This is a genomic window from Ruegeria sp. AE3 (assembly GCF_056542225.1).
In genome coordinates, this window is sequence record NZ_JBQFZL010000007.1 from 1 (window position 1) to 25,177 (window position 25,177).

Consider the following 25,177-nt stretch of genomic DNA (forward strand, 5'->3'; position numbering starts at 1 on the left):
CGAAGCCGAAGCCGAAGCCGAAGCCGAAGCCGAAGCCGAAGCCGAAGCCGAAGCCGAAGCCGAAGCCGAAGCCGAAGCCGAAGCCGAAGCCGAAGCCCCGGTCGCTGAAAAGACCGTCGAACGCGTAGTTGAAAAACGCGGCGGTTTCGTTCCGGCCCTGTTGGGTGGGGCGCTGGCCGCCGTTGCAGGTTTCGCGCTGGGCAATGGAGGGCTGTTGCCAACCGGCCCGGACAACTCGGGAGCGCTGGCAGAGCTGGAAGCAAAGCTAACAGAACAGTCGGACCAGATCGCCAAGCTGTCACAGGCGCTTGCAAACAGCCCTGATGTGTCTGGACTGGCAGATCAGGTCAAAACGTTGTCGGACAAGATGACACCGGTTGAGAGCGACCTCGGCACGGTAAAATCCTCGGTTGATGCGCTGTCCGGTCAGGTCGCGCCATTGACGGACCGGGTCGCTGCGCTGGAAAAAGCCCCGATCGCCTCCACTGCCTCGCCCGAGGCAACCGCCGCGTTTGAGGCGGAACTGAAGAAACTTCAGGACTCGCTGGCGGCGCAACGGGCTGAAGTCGAAAAAATGGTTTCGGACGCTCAGGCTCTCGAAGCGAAAGCCTCGGCAGATGCACAAGCTGCAATGAATGCTGCCATTCTGGCGCGTCTGCGTGGACAGCTGGACACCGGCCAGCCTTTTTCGGAATTGGTTGCTGAACTGAAGGCAGGCGGTGTGAATGTACCGGACGCCCTGTCCGGCCCGTCGGAAAAAGGCGTGGAAACTCTGACCGCGCTACGGGCGTCGTTCGAGCCTGCGGCGCGAAATGCATTGGCCGAGGCGCGCGAGGCCGACAAAGGAACGGGTTTGGTCGCCTTCCTGCAACGTCAAACGGGTGCCCGTTCCGTCACGCCTCAGCAAGGTGATGGTCCAGACGCTGTTCTGTCGCGTGCGCAGGCTGAGCTTGCGAATGGCGACCTGACCAGAGCGTTGAATGAACTGAAATCACTTCCCGAAGTGGCGCAGGCTGCGATGGCCGATTGGGAGCAGGCGGCCGGGACACGAGCCTCCGCCATTGACGCCGTGAATACGCTGGCTTCCAGCCTGAACTCGAACTGAAGGACCTGCCATGCTGTGGTCATTGTTTAAGATCCTCGTTTTTGTTGCGATTATCGGCCTGCTGGCGCTGGGCGGTCACTTCCTGATGCAAACCAGCGGTGGGGTGCAGATCACCGTCGCGGGCACGGAATTCACCCTTGGGCCGCTTCAGTCGGTGATTGCGCTGGGTGTTCTGGTATTTGCGGTCTGGCTGTTCTTCAAACTGCTTAGTCTGTTGGTTGCGACGCTCAAATTCCTCAACGGCGACGAAACCGCCCTGTCGCGGTATTTCGACCGCAGCCGGGAACAGCGCGGCTATCAGGCGCTGGCCGATGGGTTGATGGCTTTGGCCTCGGGCGAGGGGCGCATTGCCATGACCAAGGCCAGTAAAGCCGAAAAGCTGTTGAACAAGCCGGAACTGACGGATCTTCTGGTGGCGCAGGCTGCCGAGATGACGGGTGACACCAAGAAAGCTTCGGACACCTACAAGAAACTGGTGACAAACAGTGCGACCCGGTTTGTCGGTGTGCGCGGTATCATGAAACAAAAGCTGGCCGAGGGAGATGATGAAACCGCCCGCAAGCTGGCCGAAAAGGCGCTGGCCATCAAACCGCGCCACGAAGAGACACAGGACGTACTGCTGAAATTGCAGACCAAGGCGCAGGATTGGGCTGGTGCCCGGTCGACGCTGACTTCCAAGTTGAAAGCCGGGTATCTGCCGCGCGACGTATTCAAACGCCGCGATGCGGTTCTGGCGCTGTCCGAAGCCAAGGGAATCCTGGATGAAGGCGCGACTGTCGAGCAACAGGAGCGCGCGATCGAAGCCAATCGCCTGTCGCCCGACCTGGTGCCTGCCGCCGCCATGGCGGCCCGAGCGTATATCGCCAAGGGCAAGTCCCGGGCAGCGACCAAAATCCTGAAAAAAGCGTGGGAAGTTCGTCCACATCCGGATCTGGCCCATGCCTTTGCCGAGATCGCGCCGGATGAAACCCCGGAACAACGGGTCAGGCGTTTCACGGCGCTGACACGCACCCATCCCGAAAATCTGGAAACCCGTCTAATCCTGGCCGAACTGAACATTGTGGCCGAAGACTTCCCCGAAGCCCGCCGTGCCCTGGGTGATGTCGTGGAAAAACGGGGTGACGCGCGCGCCTATACATTGATGGCCGCCATTGAACGCGGCGAGGGTGCCACCGACGCCGTTGTCCAAGGTTGGCTTGCCAAGGCACTGAACGCGCCGCGCGGCCCGCAATGGGTGTGCGACAACTGTCATGACATTCAACCCGAATGGGGACCTGTTTGTCAGAACTGCCACAGCTTCGATACGCTCAGTTGGCAAACGCCACAGACACCCGAGATTGCAACAGCGACCGGGGTTCACATGCTGCCCCTGATCGTCGGTGCACTTGAGAGCCAGACCGAAGAACCCGAAACAGTCGAGCCTGCGGAAGACGATGATGTGGTTGAAGTCTCAGTGGATGCTGTAGAGGTGGCGGACGACGCAGAGGCTCAGAAACAGGTCTGAGCCCTGCTGTTGCTAACTGTGAATTGTCGCAATCAATTCGGTTTGCTAACGTCATCCTCGCGTCGGGGAGGGCGTTCAAATCCAAATGCTGGACTACTCTCACAACACTTGGTTGGTGGTGGCTTCGCTTGCCGTGGCGCTCATGGCCGGGTTCACGGGTCTGTACCTGACGCACGGCGCGTCAAGGCTGGATAGCCAGCGGCGCAAGTTCGTGGTGGCATTGGCCGCTGTCATTCTGGGCGGCGGCATCTGGTCGATGCATTTCGTGGCGATGCTGGGGCTGCAACTGCCAATTCTGTTTTACTATGATGCCCTGATCACTCTGATGTCGGCACTGGTCGCGATCCTGATGGTCGGGCTGGCGTTGCTGCTGCTGCATTTCCGGCCTCGCTCGGTTCAGACGATGATCGGATCTGGTGTGATTGTCGGGCTGGGCATCGTCGCGATGCACTTTGTCGGGATGGCTGGTATGCAGCTTTGCCGCCCTGTCTATGACATTTTCGATGTTGCTCTGTCAGCACTGGCATCAGTAATCTTGTCGGTGGCTGCAATTTGGGTGGCTTATGGCAACCGGACACAACGGAACATCCTGCTTGGCACGGTTTGTTTCGGACTGGCGGTGTTCACAATGCATTTTGTTGCCACGGGCCTGACTGATTTCGTCGCGAGCGACAGCCTCGGCGGGGCGGGTCCAGCGCTGGATAATCAGGTTTTGGCAATGGGGGTGACGGTATCCGTTTTCCTGATCTGTGGCGCTTTCCTATTGACCGGTATCACGTTCATAGAACCAAAGCCCGTGGCTGCACCTGCCTCGGGACCTGTGTCGGAACCCGCCCCAATGCGCGCTGGTGTTCCGTATGAGCGCGAAGGCCAGACTTTTTTTGCGCATCCCGCGCGGATCGCCGCCATTCGGGCCGAGGGGCATTATACGGTTCTCTATATGGATGCAGAGAAACTGTTCTGCCCCTGGTCGATCACGGATGCGGAAACGCGACTTTTGCCCGAAGGCTTCCTGCGGGCGCATCGTAGCTATCTGGTGAACCCGAAACACGTCTCGCGCTTTGAACGTCACAAGGACAATGGCACCTGCTATTTCGATGGCGTTGACGCGCTGAGCAAGGTGCCGGTCAGCCGGTCCCGCCTGACGGATATTCGCGAAGCACTGGGATTGTAGGCGCAACTCGTGCAGTTCTTTCGCATTTCGTGAAACAAGCCGCGCGCTCCGTTTTCCTTAACTGGATCAGTTAAATCCGCCGTTCTTTCCTTACCTCAGGTCCCCCAAGGCATATCGCCCGGACCCAGGGAGGAAAAACATGATACCAGCCGGCTTTGAGTATCACCGGCCAGGCGACATTGCCTCGGCCATCGGCATTCTACAGGAATACGGGGACGAGGCGCGCGTGATCGCGGGCGGGCATAGCCTGATCCCGATGATGAAGCTTCGCATGGCCGAGATGGGTCATCTGGTCGATCTTCAGGCCATCGAAGAGCTTAAGGGGATTGAGGTCGGGCCTGACACCGTTACTTTGGGTGCGATGGTCACGCAGCACGAGCTGATCACCCATGGGGATCTGGCCGGTGCCATTCCGCTGATCCGCGAGGCGGCTCTTCAGATTGCGGATCCGCAAGTGCGGTACATGGGTACTGTCGGTGGCAATGTGGCCAATGGTGACCCGGGCAATGACATGCCGGGGCTGATGCAGTGCTTGAACGCCTCGTTCGAGTTGTCCGGCCCGGACGGGAAGCGGACAGTTGCCGCGCGTGATTTTTATGAGGCCGCGTATTTTACCGCCCGCGAAGATGAAGAAATCCTGACCCGGATTTCGATCCCTGTACCGGGTACGGGCGTGGGGCAGGCCTATCAAAAGCAAAAGCGCAAGATAGGGGATTATGCGACCGCCGCCGCGGCTGTGATGGTTGGCAACGGTCATGCCTCTGTTGCGATGACCAATCTGGCCGACACGCCCATCTGGTCGGATGAGGCCAGCACGGCGCTGGCCGGTGGCGATGTCGAAGGGTGCGTTGCCGCAATGCTAGACGCGATCGATCCGGTCGCTGACAACCGCGGCCCCGTCGAATTCAAGAAACACGTGGCCGCCGTGGTGCTGCGCCGCGCCATCGACCGTGCGCAAAGCCGCGCAGGCTGAGGGGGAGGGAACCAATGTCTAAAATGCATGTCAAACTGACCGTAAACGGCAAGCAGGTAGAAGGTCTGACCGAGCCACGCACGCTGCTGATCCACTTCCTGCGGGAAGACCTGAAAATCACCGGCCCGCATATCGGGTGTGAAACCAGCCACTGCGGCGCCTGCACCGTTGATATCGACGGCAAGTCGGTCAAATCCTGCACCGCCTTTGTAGCGCAAGTAAACGGTGCTGAGATCACAACCGTTGAAGGGCTGACCAATGATGATGGCAGCCTTGGAGTGTTGCAGGAAATGTTCCGCGAACATCACGGGCTGCAATGTGGGTTCTGCACGCCGGGCATGATCACCCGGGCGCATCGTCTGCTGCAGGAAAACCCGAACCCGACCGAGGAGGAAATCCGTTTCGGCATGGCCGGAAACCTGTGCCGCTGCACCGGATACCAGAATATCGTTAAGGCGATCTCGGCTTCGGCTGATTTGCTCAATGCACAGAAGGAGGCCGCGGAATGAACGACCAGACTCTGACCCCCGAAGAACGCGCTGCCAACCTCAAAGGTATGGGCTGCGCCCGAAAGCGCGTCGAGGACGTACGTTTCACCCAGGGCAAGGGTAATTACGTCGATGACATCAAGCTGGACGGGATGCTGTTTGGTGATTTTGTGCGATCTCCTTACGCCCATGCCCGCGTCGTCAGCGTGAACAAAGAGGCGGCCTTGGCACTGCCCGGCGTGATCGCCGTTTTGACCGCCGAAGACCTGTCGCCTTTGGGTTTGCATTGGATGCCGACACTGGCCGGTGACAAGCAGATGGTGCTTGCCGATGGCAAGGTGCTGTTCCAAGGCCAGGAAGTTGCCTATGTCGTGGCCGAAGACCGCTATGTCGCGGCGGATGCCGTTGAACTGGTCGAGGTCGAATACGAAGAGCTTCCAGTTATCACGGACCCGTTCGAATCGTTGAAGTCGGACGTGGTGCTCCGCGAAGATCTGGAAGGTCAGACCGAAGGCGCACATGGGCCGCGTAAGCATCACAACCACATCTTCACGTGGGAACAGGGCGACAAGGACGCGACCGAAGCTGTGCTGGCCGAGGCAGACGTGGTCGCCGAAGAGATGATCTATTACCACCGCACTCATCCGTGCCCGCTTGAGACCTGCGGTTGCGTGGCGTCGATGGACAAGGTGACCGGCAAGCTGACGCTCTACGGAACGTTCCAGGCCCCTCATGCAATCCGGACAGTAGTGTCGCTGATTTCGGGGCTGGCCGAGCACAATATCCGCGTGATCAGCCCCGATATCGGTGGTGGGTTTGGCAACAAGGTGGGGGCCTACGCAGGCTATGTGTGCTCGGTGGTGGCCTCGATAGTTACCGGCAAACCGGTGAAATGGGTCGAGGACCGGATGGAAAACCTGATGTCCACTGCCTTTGCCCGTGACTACTGGATGCAGGGGAAGATTGCCGCCACCAAAGATGGAAAGATCACTGGATTGTGGTGTCATACCACGGCGGATCACGGCGGTTTCGACGCGTGTGCCGACCCGACCAAATTCCCTGCCGGGTTCATGAATATCTGCACCGGGTCTTATGACATCCCGACTGCCTATCTGGCAGTGGATGGTGTCTATACCAACAAGGCGCCGGGCGGTGTGGCCTATCGCTGTTCCTTCCGCGTGACCGAAGCTGCCTATTTCATCGAACGCATGATCGAGGTTCTGGCCATCAAGCTGAACATGGACGCGGCCGAGTTGCGTCGGATCAACTTCATCAAGGCAGATCAGTTCCCCTATCAATCCGCGCTGGGCTGGGAATATGACTCGGGCGATTATCACACGGCCTGGGACAAAGCGCTGAAGGCTGTGAACTATGAGGGTCTGCGGGCGGAACAGGCACAGCGGATTGCGGATTTCAAGGAAGGAAAAACGCGCAAGCTGCTGGGCATTGGTCTGACACATTTCACGGAAATCGTCGGGGCCGGACCGGTGAAGAACTGCGATATCCTCGGGCTGGGGATGTTCGACAGCTGCGAGATTCGCATTCATCCGACCGGATCAGCGATTGCGCGGCTTGGAACGATCAGCCAAGGCCAGGGCCATGCCACAACCTTTGCCCAGATCATCGCCAGTGAAATCGGCCTGCCCGCCGATGACATCACGCTGGAAGAGGGTGACACGGATACCGCACCTTACGGGCTTGGGACTTATGGGTCCCGGTCTACTCCGGTCGCTGGCGCGGCCACAGCAATGGCGGCCCGCAAAATTCGGGCAAAAGCCCAGATGATCGCGGCCTATCTGCTGGAGGTGCACGACAACGATGTCGAATGGGACGTGGATCGCTTCGCTGTCAAAGGCGCGCCTGAGCGGTTCAAGACCATGAAGGAAATCGCATTCGCCGCCTATAATCAGGCCATTCCCGGGTTGGAGCCGGGTCTGGAGGCCGTCAGTTACTATGACCCGCCCAATATGACTTATCCGTTCGGGGCCTATATCTGTGTCATGGAGATTGACGTGGATACTGGTGAATGGGAAGTCCGGCAGTTTTATGCGCTGGATGACTGCGGCACCCGGATCAACCCGATGATCATCGAGGGTCAGGTCCATGGCGGTGTGACCGAGGCGTTGGCCATCGCGATGGGTCAGGAGATTGCCTATGATGACATGGGCAATGTGAAAACCGGTACGCTGATGGACTTCTTCCTGCCGACCGCGTGGGAGACGCCGAACTATACCACCGACCATACGGTGACCCCGTCCCCGCACCATCCGATTGGCGCAAAGGGTGTGGGGGAAAGCCCAAATGTCGGCGGTGTGCCCGCGTTCTCGAACGCAGTGCATGACGCGTTCCGACCCTTTGGACTGATGCAGAGCCATATGCCGCACGACCACTGGCGGATTTGGAAGATTGCCAATGGTCTGGGGATGCATGGGTGAATGGGATCGGACCGGCTGTTGCCGGTCCGACCGACGGAGGGGGCTCTGCCCCCTCCGAATCTCCCCCGGGATATTTGGGGCCAGATGAAGATAGGATCCTGGTTTTGACCTTGAAAGATGTGCAGAACGGGTTGGTCGCGCAGGGCTATGTTGCCGATGATCGGTTGGCCATGGCGTTGCATCTCGCGCAACAACTTGGGCGCCCGTTGTTGCTGGAGGGGCCGGCGGGTGTGGGGAAAACCGAAGTTGCGAAAGCGGTGGCAACCTGGCGCGATACGCGCTTGATACGTCTGCAGTGCTACGAAGGTCTGGATGCCAGCCATGCCATCTATGAATGGAATTATCAAAGACAGCTATTGGCGATCCGGGCGAGCGAAGCGCAGGGTGGCGTCGCGGAGGCGCAGCTGTTTTCGGATGAATATTTGCTGAAAAGGCCTTTGTTAGAGGCTATCTCGGAAACAAAACCTCCGGTTCTGTTGATTGATGAGATTGATCGGGCGGATGAGGAGTTTGAAGCCTACCTTCTGGAAATCCTGTCAGACTTTCAGATCACGATACCCGAGCTGGGAACTGTGCAGGCACAAGTTCGGCCTGTCGTCATTCTGACGGCCAACGGGACACGGGATTTGTCGGATGCGCTGCGCAGAAGATGTTTGTACAGCTTTCTTGACTATCCTTCGAGAGAGACCGAATTGGCGATCCTGCGGGCACGACTGCCTGAAATTGAGGGGATTCTGGCGCGTCAGATCATTGGGGTTGTGCAGGCGCTGCGTCAGGAAGACCTTGAGAAGAAACCGGGCGTCGCCGAGATGCTGGATTGGGCAGCGGCCCTGTCCGGGTTGGGTGTCAATGATCTGGCCAAATCCCGCGAAGACGTGCAGGCGACGCTGGTGTGTTTGCTGAAGACTGCCGCAGACTACAGTGCGGCACCGCCCGAGGTGATGGATCGCTTGATCGGAAAGGTCGCGTGATGCAGGTTACGCGCTTTCCCGCCCGGGCTTTGGGCCTTGCCGACCGCATGTCGGGTTTCATAGCGCATCTGCGCATGAATGGCATGCAATTGGGCGCGTTGGATGCGGGGGACGCGCTTGCCGCCCTATCCGAAGTGGATGCAACGGATGCCAATCAAGCCCGGCAAGCCATGTGCGCGGTCTTGACCGGAGACGCGGACGATTGGCGCAGGTTTGATGAACTGTACGATGCTTATTGGTTCAACGCTGGTGCGCAGCGTTCGGGAAAAGCGAAAAACAAGCATGTGCGGGTGCAGTCCGCCAAGCCAATGATCTGGCAGACCAGAACTCAAGCTGAAGACGAACCACGATCCGGGTCGGCGCAAGTGACCACTACGCCTGACTGCGGCGAAGGGGAAGCCGAAGGGGTGGACGGCAAGTTGATCGCCACGCGAACGGCCAACCTGTCACGACGGGACTTGCGAGAGTTAATGGACGAAGAGGCCCTAAAGCAGGCTGAAACAGCCGCGCTGACCTTGGCGCGGGCTTTTCGGGACAGGCGATCGCGCCGCCGGAAACGGGCGTTACGCGGGGCTGTTCTGGACATGCGCCGAATACAGCGCGCCAGTCTGGCGCGAGGCGGTGAGCCGCTGGACCTGTATCGCCGAGCGCGGCCGCCGCGCCCGATGCAGATTGTGGCATTGTGCGACGTGAGCGGCTCGATGACCGTGTACTCACGTGTGTTTCTGGCTTTCCTGAAAGGGTTGATCGGCAGCGGGATCAAAGCAGATGCGTATTTGTTTCACACGCGATTGATGCGGGTGACAGATGCGTTACGCGACCATGATACTCTCCGGGCCGCGGGTCGATTGTCGCTGATGGCCGAAGGCTTCGGCGGCGGCACCGATATTTCCGGCAGTCTTGAGCGATTTCTGTCGGGATACGGCGCGCGGACACTGAACGGGCGTACTGTCGTTCTGATCCTGTCGGACGGATATTGCAGTTCTGATCCGCAGGCTCTGGGGGATGTGCTTGCACGTATCAGGCGCAAGGCACGCCGTATCGTCTGGCTGAACCCCTTGAAGGGCTGGAAGGACTATCAACCAATTGCGGCAGCGATGCAGGCGGCTGAACCCTATCTGGATGCGCATTTACCGGCCAATACGCTGGATGCATTGGCGGCGCTTGAGCCGCAGTTCCAAAAGCTGTGAAAGGAGTCTGACCTTGGCGAATTTCGACATTTTTGACACCATCGATCAGCTGCGCGGAACCGGAGAGGCCTTTTGTGTGGCGACGGTTTTGCGCACGGCGGATGCGACCTCGGCCAAAGCTGGGGGGAAGGCGGCGGTTACCCAGGCGGGTGAAATTCTGGGTCATCTTGGTGGGGCTTGTGTGCAACGCGCGGTCCGGGCAGCGGCGCAACAGGCTTGGGCGTCCGGAATGCCGCAGATAATCCGTATCAAACCTTCGGAAAAGGTGGTGAACATGACGGATCCCGATGGTGTACAAACATTCAGAAGTGGGTGCCCGTCCGGCGGTACCGTTGATCTATTGGTCGAGCCCTATCAACACGCGCCCCGGCTGGTGATTTTCGGCGAGGGGTTGATTGCCAAAGCTCTGGCGGCGCATGGATCTTTGGCGGGGTTTCGTACGGTTGTCGAGGATGGGCTTGATATTGCTGGAAACCATGTGCGGTTCGCCTTGGAACAGGTCGATGTGTTGGGCGTGGAGCCGCGGGACTATGTCGTGGTGGCTGCGCAGGGGCGCAGCGATGCGTCCGCCTTGAAGGCTGCATTGGAAACCGATGCGGCACGCGTGTCGATGGTGGCCAGTCGCCGCAAGGCAGCTGCCCTGACTGCAAAGCTTATCGCCCAGGGATTGGACCCTTTGAAGGTTGAGCGCCTGAAATCTCCGGCGGGCTTGGACATATATGCCATAGACCCGCATGAGATCGCCCTGTCGATTTTGGCTGAGATCGTGATGTGGCGGAACGGTGAAAAGGCAGCAAAGGTGTCGCATGATGAAAAGCTTGCTTGAACGCCTTTACCGCATGTGGCCTGCGTGGCTGGAACAAAGGATAGCCAAGGTTGCAACGTGCGTATTCCGAAGATGTTGTTGAACAAAGGAAAGACCTGAATGGAACTGACTGATGAAATCCGTATCGCAGCGCCACGGGACGTCGTTTACCGCGCGCTTAACGATCCCGACATATTGATGGAATGCATCCCGGGATGTGAGGAATTGACGCAGAAATCACCAACCGAGCTTGAGGCGAAAGTTGTTCTGAAAATAGGCCCGGTCAAAGCGCGCTTTGCAGGTGAGGTCACATTGGACACGGCCAATGCACCAAATGGGTTTTCCTTGATGGGTGAAGGCAAAGGCGGGGCGGCTGGATTTGCCAAGGGCGGCGCAGACGTATCGTTGACCGAAGAAGGGGACGAAACCGTGCTGAAATACACGGCGAAGGTTGATGTTGGTGGCAAGATTGCTCAGCTCGGCAGTCGGTTGATTGCGGGAACCGCCAAGAAGTTGTCGGCAAAGTTTTTTACGCGGTTCGGAGAGATCGTGTCAGAGCAGTCGGCTGCATGATCCGGAGCGTTCCATAGCCTAGAGGTTATCAAAGCAGGGACCACTGTCGACAAGGCGGGGAAACCCGCCGTCAACCGAAGGAGTGGCAATCGGCGGTATCTGCAAATTCTCAGTCAAGACAACGCTCTTCAGCGAGAGCTGCGAACACGCCCGTCAACGGAAGGTTGAAAATTGGGTTCTGCCCATAAAAATTTGGCTTTTCCCGAAATAACCGGTAGATTTTCTGTAAAAGGTGGAAAACACCGGAGGCAGTAAGAGAGCAGATGTCACAGGCAAAAACTCGTGTTTTGCGGACCACGATACCTGCCGGTCTTGTAGGCAAACGGGACGGTCTTTTTTTCTTGTGGGGCGAGATTGAGCGCGCCCGTTTGAAAATTGAAGACGGAGGCCGTCAGGACGCTGCAACGCCGGACGGGCCAAGTGTAAACATGGCGGGCGCAACCAGAAGGTTGGTGCAGATACCGGTGGACGAGTTCATTTTCTTCTGATGGCAAGGTCTGGACGGGATTGGCTATTTACAAACGGCAATGCCGCTCGCCGGATCTGTAGATTTACTGAGGGAAATAGACCCTAACCAAACTGCCCGTGACAGAACCAGCCTGCAGACATGGTTCCGCCATGGCCGTAAAACAGCCACAACCGCTCGCCCTGCTGTGTCACCACAACCCAGTAGTCCCGCACGCCGCTGCGCCAGTTCGGGTCATCCAGCCACCATTCCGGTGCGATCCGTTCCGGGCCGGTGGCCTGCGCCAGCTGCCAGTTACGTCCGCGCCAGCGAAAGGCGCTGGGCACGTCGGGGGTTTCCGGGGCCATTACCGGCTCAGGCTGCCACATCAGCAGGGGGCGCGGGCGTGGCGGCACAGGCCAGTTGCGGGCAGGTTCCGACCATGCCGCCGCCAGCGTTTGCGCCGTTTTCTCAGGGATGTGCGAGGCCGCCGGATGGCGCCGGGTGATCGCCTCAAGCCCCACCCGCGCGCCCAGCTTGCCGATCAGGTCATCCACGGCGGTATTGCCCGCCAGCCGGTTGCGGGCCACACGGCGGGCTTCGGCATGGCCGGCCACGGTACGGGCGTGGATGGGTTCCGTCTGCACCGCCTCAAGCCGCAGCATGTCGATGCCGTAGCCTGCGTCGATCTTGTCGATTTTCATCTCTAACAAAGGGCGAATGCGGTGTTTATCGTAAGTTGGGCGGGCCAGACCGACCTCGATAACCTCAGCCGCCTGATCGGCACGGTGCGCCTCCAGCCGCAGGGTGCGGGCACCGCGCCCCTTTTCTTCCAGCTTGGTGCAAAGCGTTGGCAGAACCCGATCAACCGCAGCCATGACATCCTCAACCAGACCAATCGGGTTGGGCAGGGTCATCCGGACCGCGAAGTGATGCGGCGGGCGGGCGGGCGAGACAGGCTCGGGCGCGCTGCCCATGGCCTGATCCAACCGCAGAACCAGCCCGCGCCCAAACCTCCGCGCAAGGCTGGCGCGGGGTTGGCCCAGCAGATCGCCGATGCGGCGCAGGCCCAGACGGTTCAGCTGCACGACAACCTGATCGTCCAACCGCAGCGCGGCGATGGGCAGGGGGCTGAGTGCGCCATAAGATTGCCCCGGCGGTGCGATCCGCGCGCCTCCGCCCAGGGCCCTCACTTGCGGCGCGGTGCCGCCTTTGGTCCAGTGCCGCCGTTTGCCCGCCCGGGCGCGGGTGGCACGGGCCTCCTGACTGATGGCGTCGCCATTGCGGTCGGATGTGGCCGCTTGCCCCGCATAGCGCGCCAAAGCCCAGGCTGCGCCCAGCGTGTCGGCGATGCCCATCTGTACGCTGAGGCCCATATCCGCGCAGTCGGTTTCAAGAACGTTCAGCAACGCCTCCTCTCCGCCAAACAGATGGGTGCAACCTGACAGATCGACGATCAGCCCGTCCGGGGGCTCTTCGGCCACCCATGGGCTGAACTTTCCCGCCCAGCGACGCAATGCGGCCAGGAACGCGGCTTCGGCTGGGGCGTTACGGTGGCGCGTGATCAGGTTGGCACACATGGCATGAGCATCCCGCACCGGCTGGCCTACGCGCAGCCCGGCAGCCTGCGCATCGGCATTCACTGAGGTAATAACCTGCATGTTCGACTGCTCGGCCACGATGGCCAAAGGTCCGGTATGCAGCCCCCGTGCAGCGCGGATCAGCCGTTCAGCCCCCAGGCGAGGGAACCATAGCGAAAGTATTCGGCGTTTGGGCATTTGCAGGCACCACAATGTTCTTACTTTGTTCTTAGGTGAGAATCGATGCCTGAGTCGAGTCCGCCCTTATCCGCAGGTCAGCCGCTGGATGATCCCGTCACCATTCACGTATACGTTTAGCCGGTCGATGCGGTAATCCTGCGTGGCGATGTCATCCGGCCCCAGCACGCGCGACCGCGCGGGCAGGTTTGCCTGAATGGTTGAAACAGGCTGGCCAACGGTATCCGAAAAATCTTCGCCCTGACAAAAGGCCAGATCGACCGGGGCAGGTTCCGGTGGCAGCAAAGCGTCTTCGGGCGCGGGCGGGGTCTCAGCGCAGGCCGCCAGAAAGATCAGGATCGGGAAAAATCGATGCATTGGCGTTCCTCATTCTGGCAATGTCGTTTCTGCAATATCAATTAATTAGCCAACCTGCCATGAAAGCACGGTTGAAAACACCCTGTAATTGACGCAGGGTCGGGGCAAAAGTGACAGGGAGATAAGTAGCATGCGTACCCGTGCCGCCGTCGCCATTCAGGCAGGCAAACCTTTGGAAGTGATGGATGTAAACCTCGAAGGCCCCAAGGCGGGCGAGGTTCTGGTCGAGATCAAGGCCACCGGCATCTGTCATACCGACGAATTCACTCTGTCGGGTGCCGACCCCGAAGGCTTGTTTCCGGCCATTCTGGGCCATGAAGGCGCAGGCGTGGTGGTCGAGGTCGGCCCAGGAGTGACCAGCCTGAAGCCGGGCGATCATGTGATCCCGCTTTACACCCCCGAATGTCGCGAGTGTGAATACTGTCTGCACCCCAAGACCAACCTGTGTCAGGCGATCCGGGAAACACAGGGCAAGGGTCTGATGCCCGATGGCACCTCTCGTTTCTCGACCTTGGATGGCGATCCGATCCTGCATTACATGGGCTGCTCGACCTTCTCGAACCACACGGTTCTGCCTGAAATCGCGCTGGCCAAGGTGCGCGAGGATGCGCCGTTCGACAAGATCTGCTATATCGGCTGTGGTGTCACAACCGGTATCGGCGCGGTCATCAACACGGCCAAGGTGGAAATCGGCAGCCGTGCAATCGTGTTTGGTCTGGGCGGTATCGGCCTGAACGTCATTCAGGGCCTGCGTCTGGCCGGAGCAGACCAGATCGTCGGCGTCGACCTGAATCCCTCCAAGGTGGAAATGGCCACCAGGTTCGGCATGACCGACTTCGTGAACCCGTCAGAGGTTGAAGGCGATCTGGTGCCGTATCTCATCAACCTGACCAAGGGCGGTGCGGATTATACGTTTGACGCCACAGGCAATGTCGGCGTGATGCGTGCAGCACTTGAATCGGCGCATAAGGGCTGGGGTGAGTCGATCATCATTGGCGTGGCACCTGCAGGGGCCGAAATTTCGACCCGGCCATTCCAGCTGGTCACCGGCCGTTCGTGGCGCGGTACCGCATTTGGTGGTGCGCGTGGGCGCACGGACGTGCCCAAGATCGTCGACTGGTACATGGAAGGCAAGATCGAGATCGACCCGATGATCACCCACACCATGGGTCTGGACGACATCAACCACGGCTTCGACCTGATGCATAAGGGCGAAAGCATTCGCTCGGTGGTTATCTATTGATAAAATTGAAATAATTGCGCAAGGCGGTCTTTTGCCCGCCTTTTTTCGTTCCTACATTCCTCATTACGAATTAAATTTTGTGTTGAGGAATTGATTTGACTAAAGGGGATACGGACCGGCTAGCGGTTTTGATTGATGCTGAAAATGTGCCTGCAAAGCATGCCGCTGGGATCTTTGAAGAAATCGCCACTTTAGGTGAGGCGGGGTTAAGACGGATTTACGGAGATTTTTCCGGTGGGTCGCCCCAAGGATGGGACTGCAAATCTTTGGCGCAATACGCCATTGTTCCACACCAGCAATTCGCTAACACATCCAAAAGGAACTCCAGCGACATAGCTCTTGTTATTGACGCGATGGATATCCTTCACAGCAATCGGTTCAGTGGATTTGTTCTGGTGTCTTCAGATAGTGATTTTACGCGCCTTGCCAGCCGCATCCGTGAGCAGGGGCTAGACGTTTTTGGTATCGGGGAACGTAAAGCGCCCAAAGCATTTGTCGCTGCCTGCAACAGGTTTATTTATATAGAAAACATCGAGAAACAAGCGGAGGATGCCCTACAGGCAAAGAAGACCGAAAGCTCAAAGCAAAGGAAAGAATTGAATCATGCATACCAGCTCATTCGCAACGTTGTTCAAAACGCCGATGAGCCGGATGGATGGGTTAAGCTGGCGCAAGTGGGAAGCCAGCTTAGCAAAATATACACTGACTTCGATCCCCGTTCCTACGGCTACGCGAAGCTGAGCGATTTGGTGCGTGCAACGGGAAAATTCGAAGAAGAAGGAATAAACGGTGGCTTCAGGATCAGGCTCAAAGCCAGCTGACTGCGTTTTTTGTGTTTATGATGATTTCCACTATTAATCATGACCTACTTTCCAGGCCGTGTTGCCCCTGTGTCTGCCCGGGGTGAACGAACCCGCAGAACCGGGGTGTTGACCGAGGTGGTGTTGGCCCGGCTTTCTCGCCAAACAACATAGACGCCGGACGCGATGATGATGCTGGCACCGACGGCGACCCAGATGTCAGGGCGCTCGTCGAAGAAGATCATGCCAAACAGCGTCGCCCAGATGATCTGGCTGTACTGGCTGGGGGCGACAACACCGGCAGGCGCGGCGCGGTAGGCCAGAATGATCAGGTGTTGGGCGATGACCGAGAACACCCCGACCAATGCCATCATCGCCAGATGCAGCAGGGAAGGCGGCTGATATACAGCCGGTTGGGCAAGGCTCATCACAACGATAGCCAGCAGCATAGGATAGAGGATCAGCACGGCCGAGCGTTCCTCATTCCCGATCTTGCGCACCAGAACCGAGGCGAAGGCGCTGCAAAAGGCGGCCATCAGGGCGGCCATATGGCCTAGTGTGATATCCGTTGTACCGGGGCGCAGAACGATCAGGACGCCAATCAGGCCGACGCCAACCGCAGCCCAGCGCTGGGCGCGGACGACTTCCCCCAAAATCGGGATCGACAGCACCGTGACGATCAGTGGGAATGAAAACAGCAGGGAATAGACCTCGGCCAGTGGCAGAACCGAAAACGCGTAAAATGCGCAGGACATGGCCGTAACCATCAGGCCCGAGCGCAGCAATACCAGCCATGGGTGATGCGGCAGAAAGTTCCCCGTCGTTCGGTCGGTCAGGATCGTGACCGCCATTGGAACGAAAGAAAACAGCGTGGCAAAAAAGATGATCTGCATCACTGAATAGGTGCCGCCCAGCACCTTGATCAGCGCATCGTGGCTGGCAAAGACGGCAAATCCCAGAAATGCATAGCCAAGCCCCCGAAGGGTGTTGTTTTGAGCGCTCATCGATCCGGCCTCGGCCTATGTTGGTGTGGTGACGATACATCGTGGCAGCGCAGGCAGGGTTCCTGGCTGTCTTTATTGCTGCTTAACCCTATTCTGAGGGCACGAATAGCCCTTATTTTACCGCTAACATGTCAAAACTACCATGATCTGGGATCATCGCAGGATCGGCGGCGCATCTTTGGGCTGTCGTGCGGATTGAACACCTGCCTTCATGCCGACACCGATGCGGCGGGCCAAGACGACCCATGGGGTGGCCGTTTCCGCGGGCAGGGTCCGGGTGGCGACCTCTTCGAACAGATCCAGCCAATGGGCAAAGAACTCCGGTTTCACATCGGGCCGTTCGATATGGACCCGTTGCGGATTACCGTCATAGCAGCGCTCATACAGGATGGCATTGCGCCAGAAGGCGGCGATCTTGTCCTCATGCGCGGGCCAGTCGGTGACGTGGTTTGCGAATACGGGCCCAAGTACCGCGTCTTGCCGGACACGGGCATAAAAGGCGCGAACTTGCGCGTTGATTTGCTCGGGCGTCGCGGGAAAGCGCGGGGGAAGGATGGGTCTGGTCATGACAGCCTGAATTTCGACTCTGTTTTCGGCAGATAGGGTGTTCCGGCGTTACGGAACAGAGGTGGTTTTGTCGCGCCCATCCGGCGTCAGCAGATGCCGCAGCAGGGCCACCGGGTGCGCCCGCAGGCTGAGGCGGGTGGCGACGTAATCTTCGACCACCTGCTCGCCCAGCGTCATCTGTGGCAGGTAAGCCTTGGGTTCATCCAGCGCCTCGCCCTCCAAGTCCTGCGAGAACAGTGGCAGAGGTTTGGCGGTGGCAATTGCCTTGGCCTGCCAGAGCGCCTCGCGCCGGGTCAGGTCGCAGGCGGCGAAGGCATCAGCCTCGGCCAGCCGTTCGATCACCGACGGCCCAAGGCCTGCGCGGCGCCAGACATCGTCGACCTGGGTGTAGCCATTGCCGCGTGCGGCGGTCAGCCAGCTGGCGTCTTCCTCGCTCAGGCCCTTGATCTGGCGAAAGCCCAGCCGCAGCGCCAGACCGCCATGGCCATCAGGCTCCATCACATTGTCCCAAAAGCTGGCATTGATGCAGACCGGGCGCACCTGCACCCCATGTTCGCGCGCATCCCGCACAATCTGGGCCGGCGCGTAGAACCCCATCGGCTGCGAGTTCAGCAGGGCGCAGGCGAAGATGCCCGGATGGTGGCATTTGATCCAGGCAGAGGCATAGACCAGCAGCGCAAAACTGGCCGCGTGGCTTTCCGGGAAACCGTACGAGCCGAAGCCTTCGATCTGGGAAAAGCAACGTTCCGCGAAATCCTGTTCATACCCGTTGCGTTTCATCCCGCGCAAAAAGAGCGCGCGGAATTCGCTGACATTGCCATGTTTCTTGAAGGTTGCCAGCGACCGCCGCAGCCGATCGGCCTGTTCCGGGGTGAAGCCCGCGCCGACAATGGCGATCTGCATCGCCTGTTCCTGAAACAACGGCACACCCAGCGTTTTGCCCAATACCTCGCCCAGCGCGTCCGAGGGGAAGCAGACCTCCTCCTCGCCATTACGGCGGCGGATATAGGGGTGGACCATGTCGCCCTGAATGGGGCCGGGGCGGATGATGGCAACCTCGATCACCAGATCATAGAAATTACGCGGCCGCATTCGCGGTAGGAAGTTCATCTGTGCACGTGATTCCACCTGAAACACGCCGATGCTGTCCGCCTTGCAGAGCATGTCATAGACCACCGGATCCTCGGGCGGCAGGGTGGCAAGGGTGTAGCTGGTCTGGTGATGCTGGCCGATCAGGTCAAACGCCTTGCGGATGCAGGTGAGCATCCCGAGGCTGAGGACATCGACCTTGAGGATGCCAAGACTGTCGATATCGTCCTTGTCCCAGCAGATGACCGTGCGGCCCTCCATTGTGGCGTTTTCGATGGGGACAAGCTCATCCAGCCGACCTTCGGTGATGATGAACCCGCCGACATGCTGCGAGAGGTGACGAGGAAAGCCGTCGATCTCATAAACCAGCATTAAAGTCTGTTTCAGGCGCCGATCTTCGGGGTCGAGGCCAATTTCGCGCATCCGTTGTGCCTCAAGCCCCGAGGCCGAGAAAAAGCCCCAAAGCTGTGAGGAAAGCGCCGAGATCGTATCTTCGGTCAGGCCCATGGCGCGTCCAACCTCGCGAATTGCGCGTTTGCCGCGATAATGCACGACAGTGGCGCAAAGGCCTGCGCGTTCGCGGCCATAGCGGTCATAGATGTGCTGGATCACCTCTTCGCGGCGTTCATGTTCGAAATCGACGTCTATGTCTGGCGGTTCATCGCGCGCCTCGGAGACGAAGCGTTCAAACACCATGGTGCCCATCTCGGGGCTGACCTCGGTGATGCCGAGGCAAAAGCAGACGACCGAGTTGGCCGCTGACCCGCGCCCCTGGCAGAGGATGCTGCGAGAGCGGGCGAAATGGACGATATCGCGGACGGTCAGGAAGTAGGGTTCGTATTTCAGCTTGCCGATCAGCGTCAGCTCATGCGCCAGCATTTTTTTCGCCTTTTCGGACGCCCCGGCGGGATAGCGCCATTTGAGCCCCTCATGCGCCAGACGGTGCAGGCGCTGGGTCGGGGTTTCCTGTTCGCTGCCCTCGCTGGGGTATTCATAACGCAGCTCATCCAGCGAGAACTTCAACTCTTCGCTGAGCACATGGGAGCGGGCAACGGCACCTTCATGACCCTTGAAGATGCGTAGCATCTCGGCCTCGGAGCGCAGGCGCTGTTCACCATTGGCCAAAGCGTCCCGGCCCAATGCGTCCACTTTGCGGCGCAGGCGGATGGCGGTCAGCACATCGCCCAGTTTGCGGCGGGTGCCGTGGTGCATCAGCGGTGTCGCGCTGGCGAGCGTGAGGATGCCAAGCTGTTTTGCCTCAATCTCTAATAAAGAGAAATACGAACCATCGGCGCCATCATACCGAGGGTGCATCAACAGATGCATCCGCCCGGCAAAGCGGCGCGTCAGCTGCTGCGCCTGTGTCCGCCACGCGCCCGCGCCGCCTGGAGAGCCCGCTGTCTGTGGCCACAGCAGCAGGTGGAGGCCATCGGAAAATTCGAGCAGGTCAGACAGGTGCAGGATGCAATCGCCTTTCTCGGCGCGCAGGCGACCCCTGGACAGGATGCGGCACAGGTTGGCCCAGCCCTGTCGGTTCAGGGGTAAGGCGGTGACAGTGGGCGCATCGGTGAAGATCAGCCGCGCCGCCGGGATCAGGCGGGGAACCGCGTGGATGGGATAGGAGGGCGGCTTGGGGATGTGATCGGGGCAGGGTGGACCGATGGATGTGTTCTGCGCCTCCCACGCCAGCCGTTCGCGGACCTTGCGGGTGATCTCGCGTGCTTGAGTATGGGCGCGGACGATCCCGGCGACCGAGTTGTCATCGGCAATCGCAATGGCAGGCAGACCCAGGGTGACGGCACGCTCCATATACTCCTCGGGGTGCGAGGCCCCGGTGAGGAAGGTAAAATTCGACGTGATCGACAGCTCGGCATACATGGCGATTCCATATTATATTCACGTTTTGTTCTTTTTCGAGTCCTTTGCGCAGGAAACGGGTCGATTGGGTCCGGTCACACGGGCATGGTCAGCAAAAAAGGAGATCCGAGATGTTCAAAATCACCGCTTTGCCCACAAACGATGTACGCGCTCTTCAGGCGGGTGGCCCGGATGCATATGGTTCAACGCCGGAGCGCGCTGTGTCGACGGGTACAGGTAACCCGTGCCGCCACTGCCTGCGACATATTCCAGAGGGCGATGAGATGCTGATATTGGCGCATCGGCCCTTTTCAGAGACACATCCCTATGCGGAAACCGGCCCGATCTTTCTGTGTGCAACACCGTGTGAACGGTACGAGGAAGACGCGCTGCCCGAAATTCTGACCAACTCGCCCGACTATCTGATCAAGGGCTACGGTGCGGATGACAGGATCGTCTATGGCACCGGGGCGGTCACGCCGACGGACCAGATCGGCGCAAAAGTCAGGGAAATCTTTTCCCGATCCGACGTCGCCTATATTCACGTGCGGTCTGCGCGGAATAACTGCTATCAGGCGCGAATAGACCGCGCCTAAAGCTTGACCCGGTGGATGCCCCGGCGTGGCTGATCCTGATCATCCGCCGGATGATCCTCGGTACGGGACGAGGTCAGGGCAAGGAATACATCCTCAAGATCGGCCTCTTCGGTGCGGACGTCGCGGATGCGGATATTCGCGGCGCGCACCGATTCCAGAACCTGCTCGGCGCTGGTCTGGATGTTGCGGTATTGCAGGACAAGGCTGCCATCATCGCGGAGAGCTGCCTCGACGCCTTCCGACGCAGGCAGATCAATGATCGGGCTGTCGGGCACAATCACCATAGTGCGGCTATCCATGCGGCCCAAAAGGTTGGCGGTGCTGTCCTGCGCGACCTTTTCACCGTGGTTGATAATGGCGATCTCGTCGCACATCTCCTGCGCTTCTTCCAGGTAGTGGGTGGTCAGGATGATGGTCATGCCCTGTTCGTTCAGCTTGCGAACATTGGCCCAGAGCATTTGGCGCAGTTCGATATCCACACCTGCTGTCGGCTCATCAAGCACAAGGATTTTCGGGTGATGCACCAGTGCCTTGGCCAACAGTAACCGCCGCCGCATTCCACCCGAGAGAGTGCGGGCATAGGCCTCGGCCTTGTCGCTGAGACCGACCAGTTCCAGAATCCGATCACTGCGCCGTTCGGATTTCGTAACACCATAGAGACCAGCCTGAACCTCAAGCGCGCCGCGCGGGGTGAAAAACGGGTCGAGGTTCAGCTCTTGCGGCATCACACCAATGGCCGATCGTGACTGGCGTGGATTCTGATCCTGATCGAAGCCCCAGATCGCTACGCGGCCCGCCGATTTCACCACCAGACCAGCCAGGATGTTAATCAGGGTCGATTTTCCTGCACCGTTCGGACCCAGCAGACCAAAAACCGAGCCGCGCGGGACGGTCAGGTCAATGCCATTCAGCGCATGTTTCTCGGGCTGACCCTTGCCACCGCGATAGGTTTTGCGCAGCCCTTCGATCCTGATTGCCGCGTCATACATGTGGCACTTGCCCCCGGTTTGATCATCGCTCATAAACGCACCTAATACATGCCCGCGAGGCCGACAACCGAAGAAGGATCGCCAGCCGTGACCATCGAAGCGCCGGAAACCAAGATCGTCGAAACCGCCCGTGTTGCCTGTGATGGCGGCGAAGGTGCGTTGGGTCATCCGCGCGTGTGGCTGCAGATCCCCGAAGACACTGGCTGGGTCGAGTGCCCCTATTGCGACTGCAAATATGTTCTGGCCGGGCATCAGACTGACGCCTGAGCCCGTGTTGCCCGGTGCGGGCATTGAGTATTTATGAAAAGATGAAGATTGCGGCCGCGGTGCGGGTGGCTCTATCGTTGCGCCCGTGGCATTAGTGTTTTCGCAAATGATCAGAGAGGGCGCGAAATGACCACGAATTTCGGAAATGGGTGTCACCTGCATCTGATCGATGGATCGGCCTTTATTTTCCGGGCCTATCATGCGCTGCCGCCACTGACCCGCAAGTCGGATGGGTTGCCAATTGGGGCTGTTTCGGGCTTTTGCAACATGCTGCAGAAATATGTCGAGGGAAATACGGGGCCAGATGCGCCGACCCATGTGGCGGTGATCTTTGATAAGGGCTCCCATACCTTCCGGAACGATCTTTACGACCTCTACAAAGCCAACCGCGAGGCGATGCCCGAGGACCTGCGCCCACAGATGCCACTGACCCGTGAGGCGACGAAAGCGTTCAACATCGCCTGCAAGGAGATGGAGGGCTATGAGGCTGACGACATCATCGCGACCCTCGCTGTTCAGGCACGGGATGCCGGTGGCCGCGTGACCATCGTGAGTTCCGACAAGGACTTGATGCAGTTGGTCGGTGACGGCGTCGAAATGCTGGATGCGATGAAGAACAAACGCATTGACCGGGATGGCGTGGTCGAGAAGTTCGGGGTCGGACCGGAACGTGTGGTCGATGTTCAGGCGTTGGCTGGTGATAGCGTCGACAATGTTCCTGGCGCGCCGGGGATCGGGGTCAAGACGGCGGCCTTGCTGATCAATGAATTCGGCGACCTGGAAACCCTGCTGGACCGGGCAGATGAGATCAAGCAGCCCAAACGCCGCCAGACCCTGATCGAAATGCGAGACCAGATCGAGCTTTCGAAGAAACTGGTTCAACTGGATGAGAATACTCCGCTGGATTTCACCTTGGATGACCTTGAGGTGAGGGACCCCGATGCAGACACGCTGTTGGCGTTTCTGGCCGAGATGGAGTTCCGCACCCTCACCAAGCGTATCGCTGACAAGCTGGGGGTTGAGGCTCCGGTGATTGCCGACGCCCCTGCGCCAGCGGTGGAAGAGGTCGAGGCCGAGGTGATCCCGTTTGACAGTTCGAAATACGAATGCGTGCGTGATGCAGCGGCCCTGCAAAAGTGGATTGACCAGGCCTATGAGCGTGGTTGGGTTGCTGTAGACACAGAGACCACGGGCCTGAACGAGATGATTGCCGGTCTGGTGGGTATTTCGCTGTGTGTCGAGGCCGGAGAAGCCTGTTACATCCCGTTGACCCACCGCGATGGATCAGCGGATGATCTGTTTGGGTCGGATGCTTTGGCCGAGGGGCAGATGCCATTGGAAGAAGCCCTGAGGCTTTTGAAACCGATGCTCGAGGATCCGTCGGTCCTCAAGATCGGGCAGAACATGAAATATGATGCCAAGATCTTCAGGCGGCATGGCATCGACGTGGCACCCCTCGACGATACGATGCTGATGTCCTACGCCATGCATGGCGGTGAGCATGGGCATGGGATGGACACTCTGTCCGAACGTTATCTGAGCCACACACCGATCCCGATCAAACCGCTGCTGGGGTCGGGGAAGTCGGCAATCACCTTCGACAAGGTCGCGATTGACGAGGCCACGGCCTATGCCGCCGAGGATGCGGACATCACCCTGCGTTTGTGGCAGCTGTTCAAACCGCAATTGCATCGGGCGCAGGTGACAACGGTCTATGAGACGCTGGAACGGCCGCTTGTGCCGGTGCTGGCCGAGATGGAGATGCATGGCATCAAGGTCGACCGAGATGTCCTGAGCCGGATGTCCAACGCATTTGCCCAGAAAATGGCCGGGTTAGAGGCTGAAATTCACGAGTTGGCCGGGGGAAGCTTTAATGTCGGATCACCCGCTCAGCTGGGCGAAATCCTGTTCGACAAGATGGGTCTGGAAGGCGGGAAGAAAGGCAAGACCGGGAAATACTCGACCGGGGCAGATATTCTGGAAGACCTCGCAACCGAACACGAGTTGCCGCGCCGTGTTCTGGACTGGCGGCAGCTGAGCAAGCTGAAATCGACCTATACCGATGCGCTACAGACCCATATCAACCCCGACACAGGCCGGGTGCATACGTCTTATTCGATCACCGGAGCGAACACGGGGCGTCTGGCCTCGACCGATCCGAACCTGCAAAACATTCCGGTGCGGACAGAAGAAGGGCGGCGTATTCGTGAGGCATTCATCGCCGAGCCGGGCAATGTGATGGTCAGCCTCGACTACAGCCAGATCGAGTTGCGGATTCTGGCCCATATCGCTGATATTTCGGCTCTGAAACAGGCGTTTTCGGACGGGCTGGATATTCACGCCATGACTGCGTCCGAAATGTTTGATGTGCCGTTGGGTGAGATGACGCCTGATATCCGCCGTCAGGCAAAGGCAATCAACTTCGGTGTGATCTACGGCATTTCGGGTTTTGGACTGGCCCGGAACCTGCGTATTCCACGGGCCGAAGCGCAGGGCTTTATTGATCGTTATTTCGAACGTTTCCCAGGCATTCGCCGCTATATGGACGACACAGTCGAATTCGCGAAAGAGCACGGCTATGTGCAAACCCTGTTCGGGCGCAAGATCCACACGCCCGAGATCAATGCCAAGGGGCCACATGCCGGGTTCTCGCGCCGCGCGGCGATCAATGCACCAATTCAAGGTACTGCGGCGGATGTGATCCGGCGCGCGATGGTGCGAATGCCGGACGCGATCGCCGGATTGCCTGCCAGGATGCTGTTGCAGGTTCACGACGAGTTGTTGTTCGAGGTGGCCGAAGATGCGGTGGATCAGGTGATCGACGTGGCCCGTGACGTGATGGAGGGCGCCTCGGATCCTGCGGTCAAGCTGGATGTGAAGCTGGTCGTGGATGCCGGGAAGGGGGCGAACTGGGCCGAGGCGCACTAGCGGCGTTGTTCATCAGGTCTCGGCGGGCTGTGCATGCAT

General features: G+C 59.2%; 22 protein-coding genes. 16 read left to right on the top strand and 6 right to left on the bottom strand.

Annotation, left to right across the window (positions count from 1 at the left end; genetic code table 11):
* From ACR0NZ_RS13510 to ACR0NZ_RS13560, 11 genes are all read left to right on the top strand, one after another.
* Positions 1–1,105 (top strand): COG4223 family protein (locus ACR0NZ_RS13510; RefSeq protein WP_480519518.1); only part of this gene is annotated, 1,105 nt, incomplete at its 5' end.
* Between the two features lie 10 nt (positions 1,106–1,115).
* Positions 1,116–2,609: a heme biosynthesis HemY N-terminal domain-containing protein gene (locus ACR0NZ_RS13515; RefSeq protein ID WP_480519520.1), complete on the top strand. Its 1,494-nt coding sequence runs from the start codon at positions 1,116–1,118 to the stop codon at positions 2,607–2,609.
* An 85-nt stretch (positions 2,610–2,694) separates the two neighbouring features.
* On the top strand, positions 2,695–3,783 hold the full coding sequence (locus ACR0NZ_RS13520) for an MHYT domain-containing protein (protein ID WP_480519522.1): 1,089 nt from the start codon (positions 2,695–2,697) through the stop codon (positions 3,781–3,783).
* A gap of 139 nt (positions 3,784–3,922) precedes the next feature.
* Complete coding sequence (locus ACR0NZ_RS13525) at positions 3,923–4,756, top strand: FAD binding domain-containing protein (RefSeq protein ID WP_480519524.1); 834 nt, start codon at positions 3,923–3,925, stop codon at positions 4,754–4,756.
* A 14-nt stretch (positions 4,757–4,770) separates the two neighbouring features.
* Complete coding sequence (locus ACR0NZ_RS13530) at positions 4,771–5,265, top strand: (2Fe-2S)-binding protein (RefSeq protein ID WP_480519526.1); 495 nt, start codon at positions 4,771–4,773, stop codon at positions 5,263–5,265.
* On the top strand, positions 5,262–7,679 hold the full coding sequence (locus ACR0NZ_RS13535) for an aerobic carbon-monoxide dehydrogenase large subunit (protein ID WP_480519528.1): 2,418 nt from the start codon (positions 5,262–5,264) through the stop codon (positions 7,677–7,679). Before ACR0NZ_RS13530 ends, ACR0NZ_RS13535 begins: the two co-directional genes overlap by 4 nt.
* A gap of 104 nt (positions 7,680–7,783) precedes the next feature.
* Positions 7,784–8,650 carry an AAA family ATPase gene (locus ACR0NZ_RS13540; RefSeq protein WP_480519530.1) on the top strand — a complete coding sequence of 289 codons (867 nt, stop codon included), beginning with the start codon at positions 7,784–7,786 and terminating at the stop codon, positions 8,648–8,650.
* Entirely contained in the window at positions 8,650–9,840 is a 1,191-nt protein-coding gene (locus ACR0NZ_RS13545; RefSeq protein ID WP_480519737.1) for a vWA domain-containing protein, read from the top strand. Before ACR0NZ_RS13540 ends, ACR0NZ_RS13545 begins: the two co-directional genes overlap by 1 nt.
* Before the next feature lie 13 nt (positions 9,841–9,853).
* The gene (locus ACR0NZ_RS13550) at positions 9,854–10,666 is read left to right on the top strand and encodes an XdhC family protein (RefSeq protein ID WP_480519532.1); all 813 of its coding nucleotides are present in this window, start codon (positions 9,854–9,856) and stop codon (positions 10,664–10,666) included.
* Positions 10,667–10,765: 99 nt separating this feature from the next.
* Complete coding sequence (locus ACR0NZ_RS13555) at positions 10,766–11,218, top strand: SRPBCC family protein (RefSeq protein WP_480474467.1); 453 nt, start codon at positions 10,766–10,768, stop codon at positions 11,216–11,218.
* A gap of 263 nt (positions 11,219–11,481) precedes the next feature.
* Positions 11,482–11,706 (top strand): hypothetical protein, encoded by a 225-nt coding sequence (locus ACR0NZ_RS13560; RefSeq protein WP_480519534.1) that lies wholly within the window; start codon positions 11,482–11,484, stop codon positions 11,704–11,706.
* An 82-nt stretch (positions 11,707–11,788) separates the two neighbouring features.
* Here the strand turns inward: ACR0NZ_RS13560 and ACR0NZ_RS13565 are convergent, their stop codons facing one another.
* Together ACR0NZ_RS13565 and ACR0NZ_RS13570 are read right to left on the bottom strand one after the other, a co-directional pair.
* Positions 11,789–13,441 carry a DUF6504 family protein gene (locus tag ACR0NZ_RS13565; protein WP_480519536.1) on the bottom strand — a complete coding sequence of 551 codons (1,653 nt, stop codon included), beginning with the start codon at positions 13,439–13,441 and terminating at the stop codon, positions 11,789–11,791.
* A gap of 66 nt (positions 13,442–13,507) precedes the next feature.
* Positions 13,508–13,798 (bottom strand): I78 family peptidase inhibitor, encoded by a 291-nt coding sequence (locus tag ACR0NZ_RS13570; protein ID WP_480474470.1) that lies wholly within the window; start codon positions 13,796–13,798, stop codon positions 13,508–13,510.
* Between the two features lie 130 nt (positions 13,799–13,928).
* Between ACR0NZ_RS13570 and ACR0NZ_RS13575 the strand changes: the two genes are divergently transcribed.
* Positions 13,929–15,041 (top strand): S-(hydroxymethyl)glutathione dehydrogenase/class III alcohol dehydrogenase, encoded by a 1,113-nt coding sequence (locus ACR0NZ_RS13575; RefSeq protein WP_480519538.1) that lies wholly within the window; start codon positions 13,929–13,931, stop codon positions 15,039–15,041.
* 95 nt (positions 15,042–15,136) lie between these two features.
* On the top strand, positions 15,137–15,862 hold the full coding sequence (locus ACR0NZ_RS13580; RefSeq protein ID WP_480519540.1) for an NYN domain-containing protein: 726 nt from the start codon (positions 15,137–15,139) through the stop codon (positions 15,860–15,862).
* A 44-nt stretch (positions 15,863–15,906) separates the two neighbouring features.
* On the opposite strand, the gene ACR0NZ_RS13585 is transcribed toward ACR0NZ_RS13580, so the two are convergent.
* The 3 genes from ACR0NZ_RS13585 to ACR0NZ_RS13595 all read right to left on the bottom strand — a co-directional run bounded on the left by ACR0NZ_RS13585 (position 15,907) and on the right by ACR0NZ_RS13595 (position 20,379).
* Positions 15,907–16,845 (bottom strand): DMT family transporter, encoded by a 939-nt coding sequence (locus tag ACR0NZ_RS13585; RefSeq protein ID WP_480519542.1) that lies wholly within the window; start codon positions 16,843–16,845, stop codon positions 15,907–15,909.
* A gap of 153 nt (positions 16,846–16,998) precedes the next feature.
* Positions 16,999–17,412, bottom strand: coding sequence for a group III truncated hemoglobin (locus ACR0NZ_RS13590; RefSeq protein ID WP_480519544.1), 414 nt, complete (start codon positions 17,410–17,412; stop codon positions 16,999–17,001).
* 48 nt (positions 17,413–17,460) lie between these two features.
* Positions 17,461–20,379: an error-prone DNA polymerase gene (locus tag ACR0NZ_RS13595; RefSeq protein ID WP_480519546.1), complete on the bottom strand. Its 2,919-nt coding sequence runs from the start codon at positions 20,377–20,379 to the stop codon at positions 17,461–17,463.
* A 110-nt stretch (positions 20,380–20,489) separates the two neighbouring features.
* On the opposite strand from ACR0NZ_RS13595, the gene ACR0NZ_RS13600 reads away from it, so the two are divergent.
* Positions 20,490–20,954: a DUF1203 domain-containing protein gene (locus ACR0NZ_RS13600; RefSeq protein ID WP_480519548.1), complete on the top strand. Its 465-nt coding sequence runs from the start codon at positions 20,490–20,492 to the stop codon at positions 20,952–20,954.
* Here the strand turns inward: ACR0NZ_RS13600 and ACR0NZ_RS13605 are convergent.
* Entirely contained in the window at positions 20,951–21,943 is a 993-nt protein-coding gene (locus tag ACR0NZ_RS13605) for an ABC transporter ATP-binding protein (protein WP_480519739.1), read from the bottom strand. The two genes, ACR0NZ_RS13600 and ACR0NZ_RS13605, sit on opposite strands and share 4 nt — an antisense overlap.
* Before the next feature lie 87 nt (positions 21,944–22,030).
* On the opposite strand from ACR0NZ_RS13605, the gene ACR0NZ_RS13610 reads away from it, so the two are divergent.
* Both ACR0NZ_RS13610 and polA read left to right on the top strand, forming a co-directional pair.
* A complete protein-coding gene (locus ACR0NZ_RS13610) occupies positions 22,031–22,210 on the top strand; it encodes a zinc-finger domain-containing protein (protein ID WP_480476870.1) in 180 nt (59 codons plus the stop codon).
* A 126-nt stretch (positions 22,211–22,336) separates the two neighbouring features.
* Positions 22,337–25,138 carry a DNA polymerase I gene (gene polA, locus ACR0NZ_RS13615; RefSeq protein WP_480519550.1) on the top strand — a complete coding sequence of 934 codons (2,802 nt, stop codon included), beginning with the start codon at positions 22,337–22,339 and terminating at the stop codon, positions 25,136–25,138.
* Positions 25,139–25,177: the final 39 nt, after the last annotated feature.